Origin of the sequence: Methyloligella solikamskensis (genome assembly GCF_042676065.1) — a bacterium.
Classification (GTDB): Bacteria; Pseudomonadota; Alphaproteobacteria; order Rhizobiales; family Methyloligellaceae; genus Methyloligella; species Methyloligella solikamskensis.
The window spans coordinates 192,957-209,129 of the sequence record NZ_JBHTJO010000001.1 but is presented as its reverse complement, the minus strand read 5'-3'; the positions used below and the strand labels follow the sequence as shown (position 1 = coordinate 209,129).

Annotated in this window: 17 protein-coding genes and 1 tRNA gene; 5 read left to right on the top strand and 13 right to left on the bottom strand. The window is 63.8% G+C overall.

The genetic code is table 11. The annotated features are described in order from the left end of the window. On the bottom strand, positions 1-885 hold the full coding sequence (gene ku / locus ACFQ2F_RS01030; RefSeq protein ID WP_379084401.1) for a non-homologous end joining protein Ku: 885 nt from the start codon (positions 883-885) through the stop codon (positions 1-3). A 108-nt stretch (positions 886-993) separates the two neighbouring features. Then, positions 994-1,884, bottom strand: coding sequence for a hypothetical protein (locus tag ACFQ2F_RS01025; RefSeq protein WP_379084398.1), 891 nt, complete (start codon positions 1,882-1,884; stop codon positions 994-996). A gap of 348 nt (positions 1,885-2,232) precedes the next feature. On the opposite strand from ACFQ2F_RS01025, the gene ACFQ2F_RS01020 reads away from it, so the two are divergent. Next, positions 2,233-3,132, top strand: a complete 900-nt coding sequence (locus ACFQ2F_RS01020; protein ID WP_379084395.1) for an SDR family NAD(P)-dependent oxidoreductase — start codon at positions 2,233-2,235, stop codon at positions 3,130-3,132. Between the two features lie 15 nt (positions 3,133-3,147). Further along, positions 3,148-3,492: a DMT family transporter gene (locus ACFQ2F_RS01015; protein WP_379084392.1), complete on the top strand. Its 345-nt coding sequence runs from the start codon at positions 3,148-3,150 to the stop codon at positions 3,490-3,492. A gap of 242 nt (positions 3,493-3,734) precedes the next feature. On the opposite strand, the gene ACFQ2F_RS01010 is transcribed toward ACFQ2F_RS01015, so the two are convergent. Then, a tRNA-Ala gene (locus ACFQ2F_RS01010) sits at positions 3,735-3,810 on the bottom strand. Between the two features lie 307 nt (positions 3,811-4,117). On the opposite strand from ACFQ2F_RS01010, the gene ACFQ2F_RS01005 reads away from it, so the two are divergent. Together ACFQ2F_RS01005 and ACFQ2F_RS01000 are read left to right on the top strand one after the other, a co-directional pair. Then, entirely contained in the window at positions 4,118-4,414 is a 297-nt protein-coding gene (locus ACFQ2F_RS01005; RefSeq protein ID WP_379084389.1) for a YggT family protein, read from the top strand. Positions 4,415-4,441: 27 nt separating this feature from the next. Continuing rightward, positions 4,442-4,756: a DUF167 family protein gene (locus ACFQ2F_RS01000; protein WP_069094461.1), complete on the top strand. Its 315-nt coding sequence runs from the start codon at positions 4,442-4,444 to the stop codon at positions 4,754-4,756. A gap of 9 nt (positions 4,757-4,765) precedes the next feature. Here ACFQ2F_RS01000 and pyrF read toward each other — a convergent pair whose 3' ends face one another. From pyrF to ACFQ2F_RS00970, 6 genes are all read right to left on the bottom strand, one after another. Continuing rightward, positions 4,766-5,482: an orotidine-5'-phosphate decarboxylase gene (gene pyrF, locus ACFQ2F_RS00995; RefSeq protein WP_379084383.1), complete on the bottom strand. Its 717-nt coding sequence runs from the start codon at positions 5,480-5,482 to the stop codon at positions 4,766-4,768. After that, positions 5,479-6,045 (bottom strand): NADPH-dependent FMN reductase, encoded by a 567-nt coding sequence (locus ACFQ2F_RS00990; RefSeq protein WP_379084380.1) that lies wholly within the window; start codon positions 6,043-6,045, stop codon positions 5,479-5,481. Before ACFQ2F_RS00990 ends, pyrF begins: the two co-directional genes overlap by 4 nt. A 107-nt stretch (positions 6,046-6,152) precedes the next feature. Further along, positions 6,153-7,229 carry an AI-2E family transporter gene (locus ACFQ2F_RS00985; RefSeq protein ID WP_379084377.1) on the bottom strand — a complete coding sequence of 359 codons (1,077 nt, stop codon included), beginning with the start codon at positions 7,227-7,229 and terminating at the stop codon, positions 6,153-6,155. 71 nt (positions 7,230-7,300) lie between these two features. After that, positions 7,301-8,458, bottom strand: a complete 1,158-nt coding sequence (gene dnaJ / locus ACFQ2F_RS00980; RefSeq protein WP_379084374.1) for a molecular chaperone DnaJ — start codon at positions 8,456-8,458, stop codon at positions 7,301-7,303. A 106-nt stretch (positions 8,459-8,564) separates the two neighbouring features. Beyond that, positions 8,565-10,493, bottom strand: coding sequence for a molecular chaperone DnaK (dnaK, locus tag ACFQ2F_RS00975; protein WP_379084371.1), 1,929 nt, complete (start codon positions 10,491-10,493; stop codon positions 8,565-8,567). Positions 10,494-10,775: 282 nt separating this feature from the next. Continuing rightward, positions 10,776-11,627 carry a class I SAM-dependent methyltransferase gene (locus ACFQ2F_RS00970; protein WP_379084367.1) on the bottom strand — a complete coding sequence of 284 codons (852 nt, stop codon included), beginning with the start codon at positions 11,625-11,627 and terminating at the stop codon, positions 10,776-10,778. Between the two features lie 82 nt (positions 11,628-11,709). Here ACFQ2F_RS00970 and ACFQ2F_RS00965 point away from each other — a divergent pair, with 82 nt between their 5' ends. Continuing rightward, positions 11,710-12,309 (top strand): alpha-ketoglutarate-dependent dioxygenase AlkB family protein, encoded by a 600-nt coding sequence (locus ACFQ2F_RS00965; RefSeq protein ID WP_379084364.1) that lies wholly within the window; start codon positions 11,710-11,712, stop codon positions 12,307-12,309. Positions 12,310-12,465: 156 nt separating this feature from the next. Here the strand turns inward: ACFQ2F_RS00965 and pyrE are convergent, their stop codons facing one another. The 4 genes from pyrE to ACFQ2F_RS00945 all read right to left on the bottom strand — a co-directional run bounded on the left by pyrE (position 12,466) and on the right by ACFQ2F_RS00945 (position 15,889). Further along, entirely contained in the window at positions 12,466-12,999 is a 534-nt protein-coding gene (gene pyrE, locus ACFQ2F_RS00960; protein WP_379090547.1) for an orotate phosphoribosyltransferase, read from the bottom strand. A gap of 95 nt (positions 13,000-13,094) precedes the next feature. Further along, positions 13,095-13,760, bottom strand: coding sequence for a nucleotide exchange factor GrpE (grpE, locus tag ACFQ2F_RS00955; protein WP_379084361.1), 666 nt, complete (start codon positions 13,758-13,760; stop codon positions 13,095-13,097). 79 nt (positions 13,761-13,839) lie between these two features. Continuing rightward, positions 13,840-14,937, bottom strand: coding sequence for a heat-inducible transcriptional repressor HrcA (hrcA, locus tag ACFQ2F_RS00950; RefSeq protein WP_379084358.1), 1,098 nt, complete (start codon positions 14,935-14,937; stop codon positions 13,840-13,842). Between the two features lie 97 nt (positions 14,938-15,034). Next, positions 15,035-15,889 carry a GNAT family N-acetyltransferase gene (locus tag ACFQ2F_RS00945; protein WP_379084355.1) on the bottom strand — a complete coding sequence of 285 codons (855 nt, stop codon included), beginning with the start codon at positions 15,887-15,889 and terminating at the stop codon, positions 15,035-15,037. Between the last annotated feature and the right edge of the window lie 284 nt (positions 15,890-16,173).

The following is a 16,173-nucleotide window of genomic DNA, read 5'->3' as shown; positions in this document are numbered from 1 at the left end:
TTACGCTGATTTCTTCCGCGGCGTCTTGCTCTTGTTGTCGTTCTTCGCCGTGCTTTTGGTGGATTTCGATTTCGTCGACCGGGATTTGGACGACGACTTCTTGTTGTCCTGATCGCCGACGCTCTTCTTCAGCGCATCCATGATGTTGATAACCTTGCCGGACGCCGGCGCCTCGGCGATGAACTCCGGCTCGCGCTTTTCGATCTTGGCGTGGATCAACTCCCACATGGCGTCGGTGTAGTCGTCCTTGAACTTCTCCGGCTCGAACGGGCCGGTCTTGCGCTTGATGAGCTCTTCGCCGAGCTCCAGCGCTTCCTTGTCGACCTTCACGTCCGGGAGCTCGTCGAAGAACTGATCGGCCGCGCGCACCTCGTCCGCCTGGCGCAGCATCTCCAAGAGCAGCCCCTTGCCGCAGGGTTTGATGCCCACAAGGCTGCTCTTGCCGCGCATGACCACCTGGCCGAGCCCCACCTTCTTGGCTTCGCTCAAGGCCTTCTGGATGACCGCATAGCCCTCTTCGGCATTCTCGCCGTCGGGCAGCACATAGTAGGGCTTTTCGAAATAGCGAGGATCAATCTCCGACTGCTCCACGAACCGGACCAGCTCGATCGTCTGCTTGCTTTCAAGCTTCAGCTCGTCGATCTCTTCCGGCTCGAGCAGGACGTATTTGCCCTTCTCGTACTCGAACCCCTTGATGATCTCGTCCGTATCCACGGGGCCGACGCCCGGCGCCACCTTCTGATAGCGGATGCGCTTTCCCGAAGGCTCGTGAATCTGATGCAGCGCGATCTGCCGCTCGGAGCTCGTGGCGGAGTAGAGCTTGACCGGGATGGTCACCAGGGACAGCCGCAATTGGCCGGTCCAATAGGGGCGGGGCAACGCCATGACGCAAATACTCCTCGACAGGTAAGGGCAGCCTCTTCAGGCCGCCAAAAATGAGTCAACGGAGCTTGCAACCGCCCGGTTCCCGGCGGGTTGGTGGATCTCCGCGTCTCAACCGCCGATTTTGTATCCGTTTTCCCTAAGAACCCGTTTGAGCATCTTCGGATAGGGGAGGGTGACCTCCTTGCCCGGACACACGCCCGCATCGGTCAGCGGCTTGTCGCAGGCCTGCAGGCCCCAATCGTCTGTCTTGTCGTAATGCTTCAGCATCAGCTTCCACGCCCCCTCACCCTCGCCCAGCAGGCTCTTCTGGGCCACATAGCCGGCGAGATAGGCGTTGGCGTAGTCGTTGCGGGCAATATCGACGAGCTGTTTCATCCAGCTCTTCTGGACGGCTTCGTATGCCGGATCGGCGCTGACATTCTTCACCTCGCCGTCCTCGATGACGAGAATGACCTGAGGCGCCACGGAGAAGGCGTAAGCCCCGAAGGTGTAGAGGAAGGCGTTGTCGTCGACGATGAATTCCGACCGGCCGTCGCCGTTATAGTCTTTCGCCAGGGGTGGTTCTCCGTCGAACTCGCCCAGATCGACCACCGACCAGGTGTCGGCCCCGGCATTCTTGGTGGCAACTTGCGGCACCCCACAGCAATGTGCGCCGCCCGTATAGGTCGAGACCACCACCTCCGGCGTATCGTTGGCCGGGTCCATCTCCACGATCTGCACCGGATAGGGATAGCGGGTGCTGTATTCGTCGATCTCGATCTCGGCGACCTTCTCGCCGCCCTCCAGGACCGTCACCGTGGACGAGAACGCGGCATCCTCGCCTGGTTGGGTCTCCTCGTAGGAGACTTCGGCCGAGACATCGCCCTTGGAGATAGAGACCGGCTCCGTCGGCTCGTCGATGGAGCCCACCTCAATGCTCACACCCTTGGTCTCGCCTTCGATATCGGGCGCTTCGAGATATTTGCCGCTCTGGGCCAGCACGGCCTCGCGAAGTGTCATCTCGGCCGCCGCCGGCGATGCCAATGGCGTGCCCAGCGCCAAGAGAAGGACCACAGCGGCGGCAATCCCGCCGCCTCGAACTCTCCCGCCAACGGTCCGAACCATGGTAACCACCCCTTTTCTAAGCTTTGTTCATATGGCGCTGCGACATTAGACCATTGGGGCGTGAGCGCTGAAAGGGCGGAGCACATGGCTTATAACGCTCCAAGCCAGGCCAGGATCGGCCAATGGCAGGATCGGTCGATGGCATGAGCGGTCAAAGCAAGACCGGCCAAGGCATGATTGGCTGAGGCAGATGGGCCCGAGCCAGGATCGAGCGAGATCGACGTTACGACGCGAGGGAAAACTATGGAGAGCGCGCCCCAGGCGAAGAGCGACACCAAACCGGTCGCCGTGATCACCGGCGGCACGGAAGGGCTCGGCCTCGCCCTGGCCCATCAATTCGCCAAGGACGGCCACGATCTCCTCCTCGTCGCCCGCAGCGCGGACAAGCTTGCGAAAGCGGCAGACGAGCTCTCCAAGGCCCATGGGGTGACGGTAGAGACCACCTCACAGGATCTCAGCGTTCCGGAAGGACGTGCTGGCGTTGAGGCTGCGCTCCAAGAAAAGGGGCTGCACGCGGAATTCCTGGTGAACAACGCCGCCCTTGCGCTCGGCGGCTTCTTCCAGGACGGCGACCGCGAGACGCTTCTGAAGATGGTCGATCTGAATATCGGCGCGGTCGTCGACCTGACCCGCCGCCTGATGATCGGCATGCTGGCCCGCGGCCATGGGCGCATCATGAATGTCAGCTCCATGACCGGCTTCCAGCCCACGCCCTACGAGCTGAACTACGCTGCCTCGAAGTCCTTCGTCACCGCCTTCAGCCGGGGGCTCGCCTACGAGCTCATGTATTCGGGGGTAACCGTCTCGGCCCTGGTGCCGGGCGTCATCGCCACGGATCTGCACGGCAAGGCCGGCGCCACCTATTCGCGCTATCTCTACATGCTGCCTGTCATGACGCCGGAGCAGGTGGCCTCCCGCGGCTATCGCGCCTTCATGCGCGGCGGCAAGATCATCGTCCCAGGCATCCGCAACAAACTGCTCGCGCTTCTCGGCCACTTCACGCCGAATTTCATCCTGGTGCCCTTCATGGGCATGCTTTTCCGCGTTCTGGGGGAAGACGGCATCGCCCTTCCCCCTGGCCCCATTCCCGGCAAGGACACCGACGAGCAGACGCAAATCCCCGTAAGCCAGCGGACAAACTAAGAAAAACGGTCAAACATGCATCCGACACTGCTCGCCTACGCGGCGCTTCTTCTCGCCATCGTTCTGGAAACGGTCGGCACGATGGCGCTTCAGGCGTCCCATCAATTCACCAGGGTGGGGCCGTCTCTCGTCATGCTCGCCGCCTACATAGCGTCGTTCTACTGCCTTGCGCTTGCGCTGCGCGCCGTGCCGATCGGCATCGCCTACGCCACCTGGGGCGGCGTCGGCATCATTCTGATCGCAATCTTCGGCTACGTGGTTTTCGATCAGAAGCTCGACTGGCCCGCCGCAATCGGCATCGCGCTGATCGTCGCCGGCGTCGTGATCGTCAACGGCTTCTCCAAGGTCACGCCGCATTAGGGAGCGGCCAGCCCGCGCTTTCGCAGACGCGAACGCCGCGAATGATCGTGAGCGAGATACCGAGCGCCTCAGCGCTCGCAAGGGCAACTGCCCGCCGGCCGGTCAGGCCGCGCCCTCGCAGACGCGATACGTCGTGAGAGAAAGATCGAGCGCTTCAGCGCTCGCAAGCCCGACTGGGCGCCGCGCGGTCAGCGCGCCCCATCGGAGGCGTGAGCGAAGCGAACTGCCGTGAGATAGATAAATGGTGGAGCCGAGGGGAGTCGAACCCCTGACCTCAGCAGTGCGATTGCTGCGCTCTCCCAACTGAGCTACGGCCCCAGATAAGGCAGGTCGGTGGATCGCCCGCCGAAATGTGTCTCCGAAGCGCCAAGACCGCTTGGGAACGGTCCGCATCGGAGATGGGGCCATATAGGGAGCGGGCCCGTTCCCTGTCAAGCGACGCGAGGGGGTAGGCGCTGAGGGACCGGCCGCCTCCCGATCAACTTCCCGCGAGCGGGCCAGCAGGCCGGCCGAGGCGGTTCGCGCCCCGTTCACCTTGCTTCGTCTTGTCTCCCCCTGCTGCCCCTTCCGCGCTTGCCCTGAAGCGCCCCACTCCGTTACATGATGCGCGCAACCGGAGGCGCCGATGCTCGCACTGCTACAATTCATCGACTTTCTCATTACGCTCTATATCTGGGTGATTATCGCCAGCGCCATTTTGAGCTGGCTGATCGCTTTCAACGTGGTCAACACGTCGAACCGGATTGTTCTTTCCATCGCAGATACGCTCTATCGGCTGACGGAACCCGCCTTGCGGCCCATACGCGCGATCCTGCCGAATCTCGGCGGAATCGATATCTCGCCGGTCATCCTCATCCTCATCTTGATGTTCATCCAGAGGGTCATCCTTTGGGGCTTCATCGCGCCCGCCGTGCTCGGCTAGGGGAGCGAACCAGTGTCCATACGACCCATGCCGTTCCGCCGCGATTCCGAAGGTGTCCTGCTGGCCGTCCGGCTGACGCCGAAATCCGGCCGCGACCAGGTCGAGGGGATCGAGGAGTTCGACGGCGCGCCGGTTCTCAAGGCCCGCGTCCGCGCTGTGCCGGAAGACGGCAAGGCCAATTCCGCGCTGGAGAAGCTCATCGCCAAATGGATCGGCCTGCCTCACACCAATGTCTCGGTGGAGAAGGGCGGCAAGTCCCGCCTGAAGCAGGTGCGCCTGGAGGGCGATGCGGAGACCCTCGACGTGGTCGTCCGCTCCCGGGTGAAGGATCTCGAGGCTTAAGACCCGAGGCTAGGCGCTGAGCGCCGCGTCGATCTCTTCGACGATTTTCTCTGCCGCGCCCCGCGGATCGTCCGCCTTCGTGATCGGGCGCCCCACCACGAGATAGCTGGCCCCCGCCTTGATTGCCGCCTCCGGCGTCACCGCCCGGGTCTGGTCGTTGGCGGCCACGCCTGCCGGCCGGATGCCCGGCGTCACGATCAGGAAATCCCGTCCCAGCCGTTCCCGCAAGGCGCTCGCCTCCTTGCCGGAGCACACGACCCCATCGAAGCCGGCTTCCTCAGCCAGCTGCGCCCGCTGGGGCACCAGCGCGACGGCCGGCTCGATGATGCCTTGCTGTTTCAGATCGGCCGGGCCGAGATTGGTGAGCACGGTCACGCCGAGCAGCTTGAGGTCCGAGGAGCCGCGGCCCCGCACGGCCGCTTCCAAGGTTTTGGTGTCCGTGGCGTGCACCGTGAGGAACGCCGCACCGCTTTTCGCGATCGCCGCGGTCGCCCGCTCCACGGTCGTTTCGATATCGAGAAGCTTGGCGTCGAGAAAAATCTTGTGCCCTTTGGCGGCAAGCTCGTCCACCAGGGCGAAGCCGCCGGAGAACAGCAGCTCCAGCCCGATCTTGAACACCCCCGCCGCGTCGCCGATGGTCTCGATCAACGCCTTGGCCTCGTCCGGACCGGGGACGTCGATGGCAACCATCAGCCGGTCACGTGGATGGCCAGGGGCCGCGCTCATACCGCCTTGTGGCGCTTGGCGGCCACCACCAGGGCTTCCACCGTATCAGCGGCCATCTTCTGTTTGATGTCGCCTTTCAGGTGGCCGGTGTCCTCGAAGGAATCGTGGGCTGACGGCACGATCACCTGCTGCGGCACCACATGGGCGCCGAGGCCGAGCTCCAGAACCTGACGCAGGGTGAGCAGGCTGCGAAACCCGCCGAAATAGCTGGGCGATGCACCACCGATGGCGAAGGGGCGCGTCTTGAAGACGTCCTCGCCCTCTTTCACGCGCGAAACCCAGTCGAGCGTATTCTTCAACAGGGGCGTAACGGACGAATTATATTCCGGTGAGGCGATGAACACCCCGTCATACTCGCCCATCAGTGCCTTGAACTCCCGGGCCGCCTTCGGAACGCCTTCACTCTCTTCGAGATCGGCATTGTAGAGCGGCAGCTCGTAATCCTTGAGGCTGACGAAGATCGCCTCCACGCCATTGGCCTCGGCGATGTGCCGGCAATGCTTGGCGAGCTTGACGTTATGAGAACCCTCGCGGGTGGAGCCGGCGAAAAACAACAGCCTCATCGTGAACCTCTCTGTTCGTTGAAACGCGTTGAGCCAACGCGCCCCGGCGGGGGAGGTTTCGTAGCAAGCGACAGGAGTGGCCGCAACGGAGCGGCTCTTCTCCGAGCCTAGCCCGACGATTCGTCCTCGTCCGGCGCGCCGAACCAGTGGCGCAGGGGGATGGTTGCCGCCGCGGCGAGCGGCGTGGCAAGCGCAATGCCGAGAATGCCGAACAGTGCGCCCATGACCAGCTGGTTCAGGATCACCACGGCCGGCGGCAGCCGAACCGCCCGCGCCTGGATCAGCGGCGTCAGCAGGTAACTCTCAAGCCCCTGCACGATGAGATAGAGGATGAGCACGTAGAGGACCAGTTGGAGGCTGTCGCCGCCCGCCACCAGCAATATAGGCACCGCGCCGATGATCGGGCCGAGATAGGGCAGGAAGCCGGCCAACGCCGCGAACAGCGCCAGCGCGAAGGCCATGGGGACGCCCAGGATCAAGAGGCCGACATAGGTGAGGGCTCCGATCGCGGCCATGGCGATCGCCTGACCGATGATCCAGCGGCGAAGCACGTCGCCGGTCTCCCGCAGAAGCGCGACGGTGCTTTTTCGGTCGCGCGGCGCGGCCACCTGGGAGATCAGCTTCACATGGGTTCCGGGGTCGGCCGCGACGTAAATGCCGAAGAACAGAACGATGAAGCCCCCGGCGACGACGCTCAGCACGTTGCCCGCGACTGCGGTTGCCCCCGAGGCGAGGCCCCAGGGCTGGAGATCGTTGACGATGTCCTGGATCTTGAAATTCTGGAAGAGCGTCTCGCCCTCTTCCAGGTCGAAGAGCTCCTGGGAGAGATTGGTGATGCCCGTGCCGATGCTGGTCACCAACTGGCCGGTTTGATTGACGATAGTCGGTCCGGCAGAGGCGATCACTGCGGCGATGCCGCCGATGGCGAGCACGATGAGCCCGCCCAGAGCGATCATCCGCGGAATGCCGGTCTTCTGATTAATCCACTCGCTGCCGCCATGCAGGACGATGGCGAGCAGAACGCCGGCGAAGGCGAGCAGCACGGGCACCCGGGCGAACCAAAGCACCATCGCGATCGCCACGACGATGATCACCCCCGTCGTGGCCATCATGGCGTCCCGGAGGACCGGCCGACGCTGCAGATCTTTCGATAACTGACTTTTCTCGCCGGAACTGGCGGCCATCGGCTTCTCCCCCAGACGCGCGGGCGGCGCCGCGCTGGATTACGATCGAAGGGACTGGAGGCCTTGCCCGCCTAGTCCTCCTTCGAACAATCGCCGATGCTATCGAAAAAATCCTTCATACGAGCAAAAAAACCGGTGGATTCCGGGTTTGTCTTCTCGTTCGAAGCCTCTTCGAACTCTTTCAGCAGCTCTTTCTGGCGTTTCGTCAGGTTTTTCGGCGTCTCGACTTCCGCCTGGATGTAGAGATCGCCCATCTGACGGGAACGCAGAATCGGCATGCCCTTCGACTTCAGCCGGAACTGGCGGCCGCTCTGGGAGCCTTCCGGGATCTTCACCCGGGTCGTGCCGCCATCGATGGTCGGCACCTCGATCTCGCCGCCCAGCGCCGCCGTCGTCATGGCGATCGGCACCCGGCAGAACAAGTCGGCCCCGTCCCGCTGAAAGAACTCATGCGGCTTGATGGAGAGGAAGATATAGAGGTCGCCCGGCGGTCCGCCGCGCATGCCTGCTTCGCCTTCGCCGCCCAGGCGAATGCGGGTTCCGTCTTCCACGCCCACGGGAATGGTGACGGAAAGCGTGCGCTCCTGCATCACGCGGCCCTGGCCGTTGCAGGCGCCACAGGGATCCTTGATCACTTCGCCCCGACCGTCGCAGGTCGGACATATCCGCTCGATGGTGAAGAAGCCTTGGGTGGCGCGCACCTTGCCCATGCCGCCGCATGTATCGCAGACCGACGGCGAGGTGCCGGGCTTGGCACCCGCACCCTCGCATTTCTCGCAGACCACGGAGGTCGGCACACGGATCTGCGCCGTCTTGCCCTCGAAGGCCTCTTCCAGGGTGATCTCCATGTTGTAGCGGAGATCGGCGCCACGCTCGCGCCCGCTGCGCGGACGGCGCTGGCGCGGCCCCATGAACTCGCCGAACAAATCGTCGAACATGGCCGACATGGAGGCGGAGAAATCCGCGCCGAATCCATGCGCACCGCCGCCGCCGAAGCCGTTATTCTCGAACGCGGCATGGCCGAACCGGTCATAGGCCGCCCGGCGCTGGGGATCTTTCAGCGCCTCGTAGGCTTCGTTGACTTCCTTGAACTTCTGCTCGCTCTCGGGATCGTTCTGGGTGGTGTCGGGGTGGCACTCCTTCGCGAGCTTGCGGAAAGCGCTCTTGATCTCCCGATCACCCGCGCTGCGAGTGACCCCCAATGTCTCGTAATAGCAACGTTTCGACATCGCCCCTCCGGACTTTGCGCTTCGGACTCAAGCAGGCCCGGCGCAGTCTCTTTTGGCTGGATGGGGCCGGGGCTCTACTGAGCCCCGGCCGTCTCTCGGACTAGCGTCACGCTGACTTCTGGTCGTCGTCGTCCTTGACCTCTTCGAAGTCGACATCGACGACGTCCTCGTCGCCCGAACCGGACGAGGAGGCCTGTCCTTCGCCGCCGGCTTCAGCGCCGCCAGCGTCCTGGTTGGACTGGTACATCGCCTCGCCGAGCTTCATGGAAGCCTGGGCCAGGGCGTCGACCTTCTGGCTGATCGCGTCCTTGTCGTCGCCTTCCAGAGCGGTCTTCAGCTCCTCGAGCGCGGACTCGACCGTCGCCTTGTCCTCCGCGGAGACCTTGTCGCCGTGCTCGGCGAGCATCTTGTCGGTGGAGTGAACCAGCGCCTCGGCCTGGTTCTTCACCTCGACGGTCTCGCGGCGCTTCTTGTCCTCTTCCGCGTGGCTCTCCGCTTCCTTGACCATCGTCTCGATGTCTTCGTCGGAGAGACCGCCGGACGCCTGAATGCGGATCGACTGTTCCTTGCCGGTGGCCTTGTCGGTCGCCGCCACGTTCACGATGCCGTTGGCGTCGATGTCGAAGGTGACCTCGATCTGCGGCACGCCGCGCGGAGCCGGCGGAATACCCACCAGGTCGAACTGGCCGAGCATCTTGTTGTCGGCCGCCATCTCACGCTCGCCCTGGAAGACCCGGATCGTCACCGCGTTCTGATTGTCCTCCGCGGTGGAGAAGGTCTGGCTCTTCTTGGTCGGGATCGTGGTGTTGCGGTCGATCAGCCGGGTGAACACGCCACCCAGGGTCTCGATGCCGAGCGACAGCGGCGTCACGTCGAGCAGCAGCACGTCCTTGACGTCGCCCTGCAGAACGCCCGCCTGAATCGCAGCGCCGATGGCCACGACCTCGTCCGGGTTCACGCCCTTATGAGGCTCCTTGCCGAAGAAGTTCTTCACCGCCTCGGAGACCTTCGGCATGCGGGTCATGCCGCCGACCAGGATGACCTCGTCGATTTCGGCCGCCTTCAGGCCGGCATCCTTCAGCGCGTTCTCGCACGGCTTGATGGTCCGCTGGATGAGATCCTCAACGAGGCTCTCCAGCTTGGCCCGGGTCAGCTTCATGGTGAGATGCTTCGGGCCGGACTGGTCGGCCGTGATGAACGGCAGGTTCACCTCGGTCTGGGACGTGGAGGACAGCTCGATCTTCGCCTTCTCAGCAGCCTCTTTCAGGCGCTGCAGGGCGAGCTTGTCGCTGCGCAGGTCGATTCCCTGCTCTTTCTTGAACTCGTCGGCCAGGTAGTCGACCAGACGCATGTCGAAGTCTTCACCGCCGAGGAAGGTGTCGCCGTTGGTCGACTTCACCTCGAACACGCCGTCGCCGATCTCCAGGATGGAGATATCGAACGTGCCGCCGCCGAGGTCGTAGACGGCAATGGTCTTGCCCTCTTTCTTGTCGAGACCATAGGCGAGCGCCGCTGCGGTGGGCTCGTTGATGATGCGCAGGACCTCGAGGCCGGCGATCTTGCCGGCGTCCTTGGTGGCCTGACGCTGTGCGTCGTTGAAGTAGGCGGGAACGGTGATGACCGCCTGCTCAACCTTCTCGCCGAGACTGGACTCCGCGGTCTCCTTCATCTTCTGAAGGATGAAAGCGGAGATCTGCGAGGGAGAGTACTTCTTGCCGCGGGATTCGACCCAGGCATCGCCATTGTCGCCTTTGACAATGGAGTACGGGACCAGCTTCTGGTCCTTCGCCACCGTCGGATCGTCGAAACGGCGGCCGATCAAACGCTTGATCGCGAATAGGGTGTTCTCAGGATTGGTGACGGCCTGTCGTTTCGCCGGCAGTCCGACGAGCCGTTCGCCGTCTTCGGTGAAGGCCACCATCGACGGCGTGGTACGTACGCCCTCGGCATTCTCGATCACTTTCGGATCTTTGCCTTCCATGACCGCGACACAAGAGTTCGTCGTGCCGAGGTCGATGCCAATTACTTTCGCCATGTTCAAACCTCTCTTCTCTGGCAGACCGTCCGGGCCCGATGGCACCCGGGAGACGCGCCCGTTTTTGAAACTGTCCGCGGACGCACGGTCCCCTTAATTCATCTAGGCGAGCCAGCCGGAATTTCGACTGGGTTTCCGCGGTTATATAGGGGCGAGCTTTGTTACCCGCAAGGCGAGTGGGCGGCCAAAACCCCATAAGAACCCAAGGGTTTCACCAGGGGCTTGCGTGGTTTCCGCCGCCGAAGCGCCGGTGAGTCTTACGAAGCAATTCTTAACGAGCAATCACGGCACGGTGGCCCAGGCCGCGATCAGGGTCGGCGTCAGGCAGAAATAACGGCCTTCGTCGCTTGCCGCCTGCAAATCTGCCTCGAACTGGGCCATTTTGGCCTCATCTGTGAGCCCGAGCTCGACACCGGCATCGAACAGGCTTCGATACACGCCGGTCAACATGCCCGCCATCTCGGAGAGCGGCAAGTAGCGGACTTCCGAGTGGAGTCCGGCAAGGTCGTCCAGCCCCGCCGCGGCAAATTGCGCCGGCAACTGGCGCCCCTGGCGCATGCGCCGGCCATGGGCGGCGAAGACGCCTTCGAAGAGCTCGGAGAACGCATCCATGGCCGAGCACTCCCGCTCGACCGAGAAACTCCCGAAATCGAATTCCTGCGCGATCACCACGCCGCCGGGCTTGGTCCAGTCGCGCATCTTGGACAGCACCGCAACCGGGTCGGGCAGATGCATCAGGAAGCAGCGGCAGAAGGTTAGGTCGAAGGGGGCGCCGGGCAGGTCGCCGTCGAACGTGTTGATATCGCCCTGGACGACATCGAAGGTCGTCCCGCTGCGGTGGCGCAGCGCTTCGCGCGCCATGCCGACGAGTCCGGGATCGATCTCGATCCCCGTCACCGCCCCTTGGGGCCCCACGCCCTGCGCCATGGTCTGCATGACAGCGCCGGGCCCGGCCCCCACATCGAGGCAGTGCATGCCCGGGTTGAGCCCGGCCTTCTGGAGGACACGGCGCGTCGCCGATTCCCACATCTGCGCCTGCTTGCGAAGGCGCTCATACTCTGCCATGTCGCGAGAGTGGACGTAGCCGTCCGGGTTGACGCGCGCGCTTGTCTTTTCGTCCGCGAGGGAGGCCACGTTGGGGGAGCCTGAGCTTGAGAAATGCCGCAGGCCGCATCCTATCGCGGATCGCTTCTGCGGGACAGGGAGGAACGGCCAATTGTCTGTGAAACATTTGCAACAGAAGTTCGATCGCGCCGCCCAGGAATCGCTCGTGGCCGAGCTGCGCGAGGTGGTGCAAGCGGCCCCCCTCTACACGCCCACCATGCCGCGCACGGGCAAGCCCATGTCGGTCCGCCAGACCAATTGCGGCGCCTTCGGCTGGCTTACCGACAAGGAGAAGGGATACCGCTACGAGCCGGTTCATCCGGCGACGGGTGAGCCCTGGCCGCCTATCCCGGACGTGCTGCTGAAGCTTTGGGAGGAGGTCGCCGACTTCCCGGCGCCGCCCGAAGCCTGCCTGATCAACTACTACGACAAGGGCACCAAGATGGGTCTTCACCGCGATGAGGACGAGGAGACCTATGACGCGCCGGTTGTCTCTGTCTCCCTCGGCGACACGGCGATGTTCCGCATCGGCGGGCTTACGCGAAAGGACCCGACACGGCGGATCGAGCTGGAATCGGGCGACGTGGTGATCTTCGGCGGCGAGGACCGGCTGATCTATCACGGCATCGACCGGATCGTGGCCGGAAGCTCTGACCTTCTGCCCAAGGGCGGCCGCATCAACCTCACCTTGCGCCGGGTAACGCCGGCTTAGGTCGGCTTGGCGCGCTCACCTCATCCTCAGGCGTCATGCCCGGACTTGATCCGGGCATCCATGCCGTTACGTCTCAACTTGTCGCAAGGCCAGTGGAATGGATTGCCGGGTCAAGCCCGGCAATGACGATGCTGCGGTAGGACGAGCCCCGTCAGCCTAACCCGTGAAATCGCTCTGCTTGAACAGGGAGATCAGCGTGATGCCGTGGTCTTTGAGCGTTTCGGTGGCGCCTTCATCCCTGTCGAGCACGGTGACCACATGCTCCACCGTGCCGCCCATGTCGCGCACGGCCTCGACGGCCTGAAGCGTCGAGCCGCCGCTTGTCGTCACGTCCTCGACGACCACGACCCGTTTGTCTTTAAGGCTTTCCTCCGCGGTTAGCCCTTCCAGACGTTGTTGAGTGCCGTGGTCCTTCGCCTTCTTCCGCATGATGAGGGCGGGAAGCGGATGGCCCAGCGCAAAGCTGCGGGCGGTGACGGCGGCCGTGATGGGCACGGCGCCGAGCTCCAGCCCGCCGACGTAATCCGCATCGAGCTTGGATATCTCGTCCAGCAGAAGGGCAGCCGACAGGAACGCGCCTTCGGGATGAAGCATCGTCGGCTTCATGTTGAAGTAGGTGTTGCTCTTGCGCCCCGAGGCGAGGGTGACGCTGACGCCGAAAGCGTAGGACCGCTCGCGGATGATCTGCATGAGACGCGCCCGTTCTTCCGCTGCGTCCCGCTCTTTCGCTTTCAACGGCACTTCTCTACGCCTCGTCTTCTTCTTTCGTTGCCTTCGGAGGCGTATCAGCCCTTGCGGAGCCCCTCATCCTCCACCGCTTCGCTGCCGTCGTCCGACCCGTCCGGATAGTCGTCATTGGCCGGCTTGGCGTTGCCCTGCGGCTGGTGCCGCGCACCGCCCTTGGACACGGCCACGAGCGCCGGCCGCAGGCAGCGATCCCCAATGGTATAGCCTGCCTGCATCACGTCCACCACCGTGCCTTCCGGCACTTCGGGGTTCGGCACTTCGTACATCGCCTGGTGATTGTTCGGGTCGAAACGCTCGCCCAGCGGGTCGAGCTTGGTCACGCCGTGACGCTCGAGCATGTTGAGCAGCTCCCGCTCGGTGAGCTCCACGCCTTCCAGGAAGCTCTTCAGCGCCGGGTCCTGGGCAGCGGCCTCGGCCGGCACGTGCTCGATGGTCCGGCGGAGATTGTCGCCAACCGTCAGCACGTCGCGCGCAAAATTGGTCACCGCGTATTTCGAGGTGTCGGATTTCTCGCGCTCCGTCCGGCGGCGCAGATTTTCCATCTCCGCCATGGTCCGCAGCAGCCGGTCGCGCAGATCGGCATTCTCGGCCGCGAGGTCCGTCTCGTCGTCCGCTTTCGCCTCGGCCGCCTCGGCGTCCTCGGTCTGGGCGTTCTCAGGGGTCTCCTCGTCTTCGTCGCGAGGACCGGTCGTCTCGTCAGTCATAGCCGCACCGATTGTTTTCTAAAGCTGGAGTTCTCGGGGATATCGACCGCAAAGCAAAGGAAATCAAGGCCGCAAAAGGTTAAGGAACCAGCCGGCCCAGGAGCCTCGCCGTGTAATCCACCATCGGAATGATCCGACCGTAGTTCAAACGGGTCGGTCCGATAACCCCCAACACGCCGACGATCCGCTGTTCGGAATCCTCGAAGGGGGAGACGACGAGCGCCGAGCCGGACAGCGAGAACAGCTTGTTCTCCGACCCGATGAAGATGCGCACCCCGTCGGCGCGCTCCGCGAGGCCCAGAAGACGGATGAGCTCTTCCTTGGCGTCCAGGTCCTCGAAGAGCAGGCGCACCCGCTCCAGATCCTCCATGGCCTTCACGTCTTCCAGGAGATGGGCCCGGCCGCAGACGATCAGCGATTTGCCGCCTTCTTCCTCGCCGGACCACGTGGCCAGCCCCGCCGTCACCACGTCGGTGGTGAGCTCGTCGAGCTGGACGCGCTTTTCCTCGATTTCCTTCTCGATGCGCTTCTTCGCATCCTCGATCGTAGCGCCGCCGATCCGGGCGTTAATGTAGTTGGAGGCCTGCTGCAGCGAGCTGACCGGGAGATCCGCAGGGATCGAGATGATCCGGTTCTCCACGTCGCCGTCCTCGCCGACCAGCACCACGAGGGCCCGTCCGCCGCCGAGATTGACGAACTCGATCTGCTTCAGCGCCTTGGTATGCTTGTCCACCAGCACCACCCCGGCGCAGCGCGACAGGCCCGACAGCATGGCGCCGGCTTCGGTGAGAAAATCCTCAACCGCCCGGTGCTTGCCGTCGCCGGAGATTTGGCGCTCGATCTGATCGCGCTCCGCGGGGCTGACATCGCCCACTTCGAGCAGGCCGTCCACGAACAACCGCAAACCCGACTGTGTGGGCAGCCGACCGGCGGAGGTATGAGGTGCATAGATCAGCCCCAGCGCCTCCAGATCGCTCATCACATTGCGCACCGAGGCGGGCGACAGGGTGATGGGCAAGGAACGGCTGAGATTGCGGGACCCGACCGGCTCGCCGGTTGCGAGATAGGTCTCGACGATGCGCTTGAAGATCTCGCGCGACCGCTCGTTCAGACGGGTCAATCCGTCCTGGGCGCCCTGCGCAGCGCCAAGCGCCGCGCTGATATCGTCGTATCGCATGGGTTGAAATTTATGCACCGCACATCGGCGCGTCAAACCCGTAACGCGCCGAAAGGCGTGGAATCGCGCACGAAACGCCAATTGGCCGTCGTGACCGCTAGTTCAGCGCGTTTCCGGCGGGCAGCAGAGCGGAGCCGAGAGAGTCCGGCGCGCCGAAATGGCTGAAGTAGCGCGAGCGGATCGCTTCCACCGGCAGCACGATCAGAACGTCCGTGGTGCCGAACTGATGGTCGATGACCGCACCGTCGCCCACATAGGCGCCGAGCCGCAGATAGCCCTTGATCAGCGGCGGTAGAGCCTTCATGGCCGCTTTCATGTGCACCTGATCGGCCGGGATCATGTCCATGTCCACATGAAGGTGGTCATGGGCCCGGGCCCGCCATTCCTCTGGCGCCAGAGCCGTGTGGTGCAGAAAGCTCAAGGCCTGCGCATGGGCTTTCGGATCGATGCCTTCGAAGCTTGCGCAGCCCAGCATCACGTCGACGCCGTTCTCGCGCACATAGGACCAAAGCCCGTGCCACAGCAGCTCCACGGTCCGGCGGGTCCGGTAGGGCTTCAGCACGCAGGAGCGGCCCAGCTCCATGAAGTTGTAGTCCGGCTTGGCCTGGATCAGCGGCGCGATGTCGTATTCCTGCTGGGTGTAGAACCCGTCATGCCGGTCCGCCACCTCCTGGCGCAGCACCCGGTAGGTGCCCACCACCTGAGGCCGGCGCCAGCCGCGGCTCGCCAGTGCATTGGTGTGATCCAGCACCAGCAGATGATCGAAGATCGGATCGTAGGGATCCTCGTCCCGGCGAGACAGCATGGTCAGCGCATCGGCTCTCGCGGACATCTCTTCGTAGAAGACCTTGTAGCGCAGGCGCTGGGCGCGGCGGATATCGCCCCGCTTGCGGGCCAGGCGAACCTCCAGCGGCCCGATGCGGCCATAGCTCTTGGGCGGCTCCCGCAGCATGAATGCCTGGAAAGCCTGAGGAGTGAATCGTTTACGGCCGACGAACGCTTGCCCGCCCCCATAGGCCGGCCGGAATGTCAGTCCTGGAAACATGATGCCCCCGCGCAAATCTTCAGCGCCAAAGTCTGGTTTCGGCTGCGGCGGTCCATCTCCGTTTGGAGCGTGGGGTCCGCCATCTCGCTATGGCCGACTCCAAAATCCCAGGGTTCACGAGGCACGCACCTGAGAGAGCTTGATTCGGCCACAATGACGCCCCGATAGCAATCCTCTTCGAAGCCTATGTG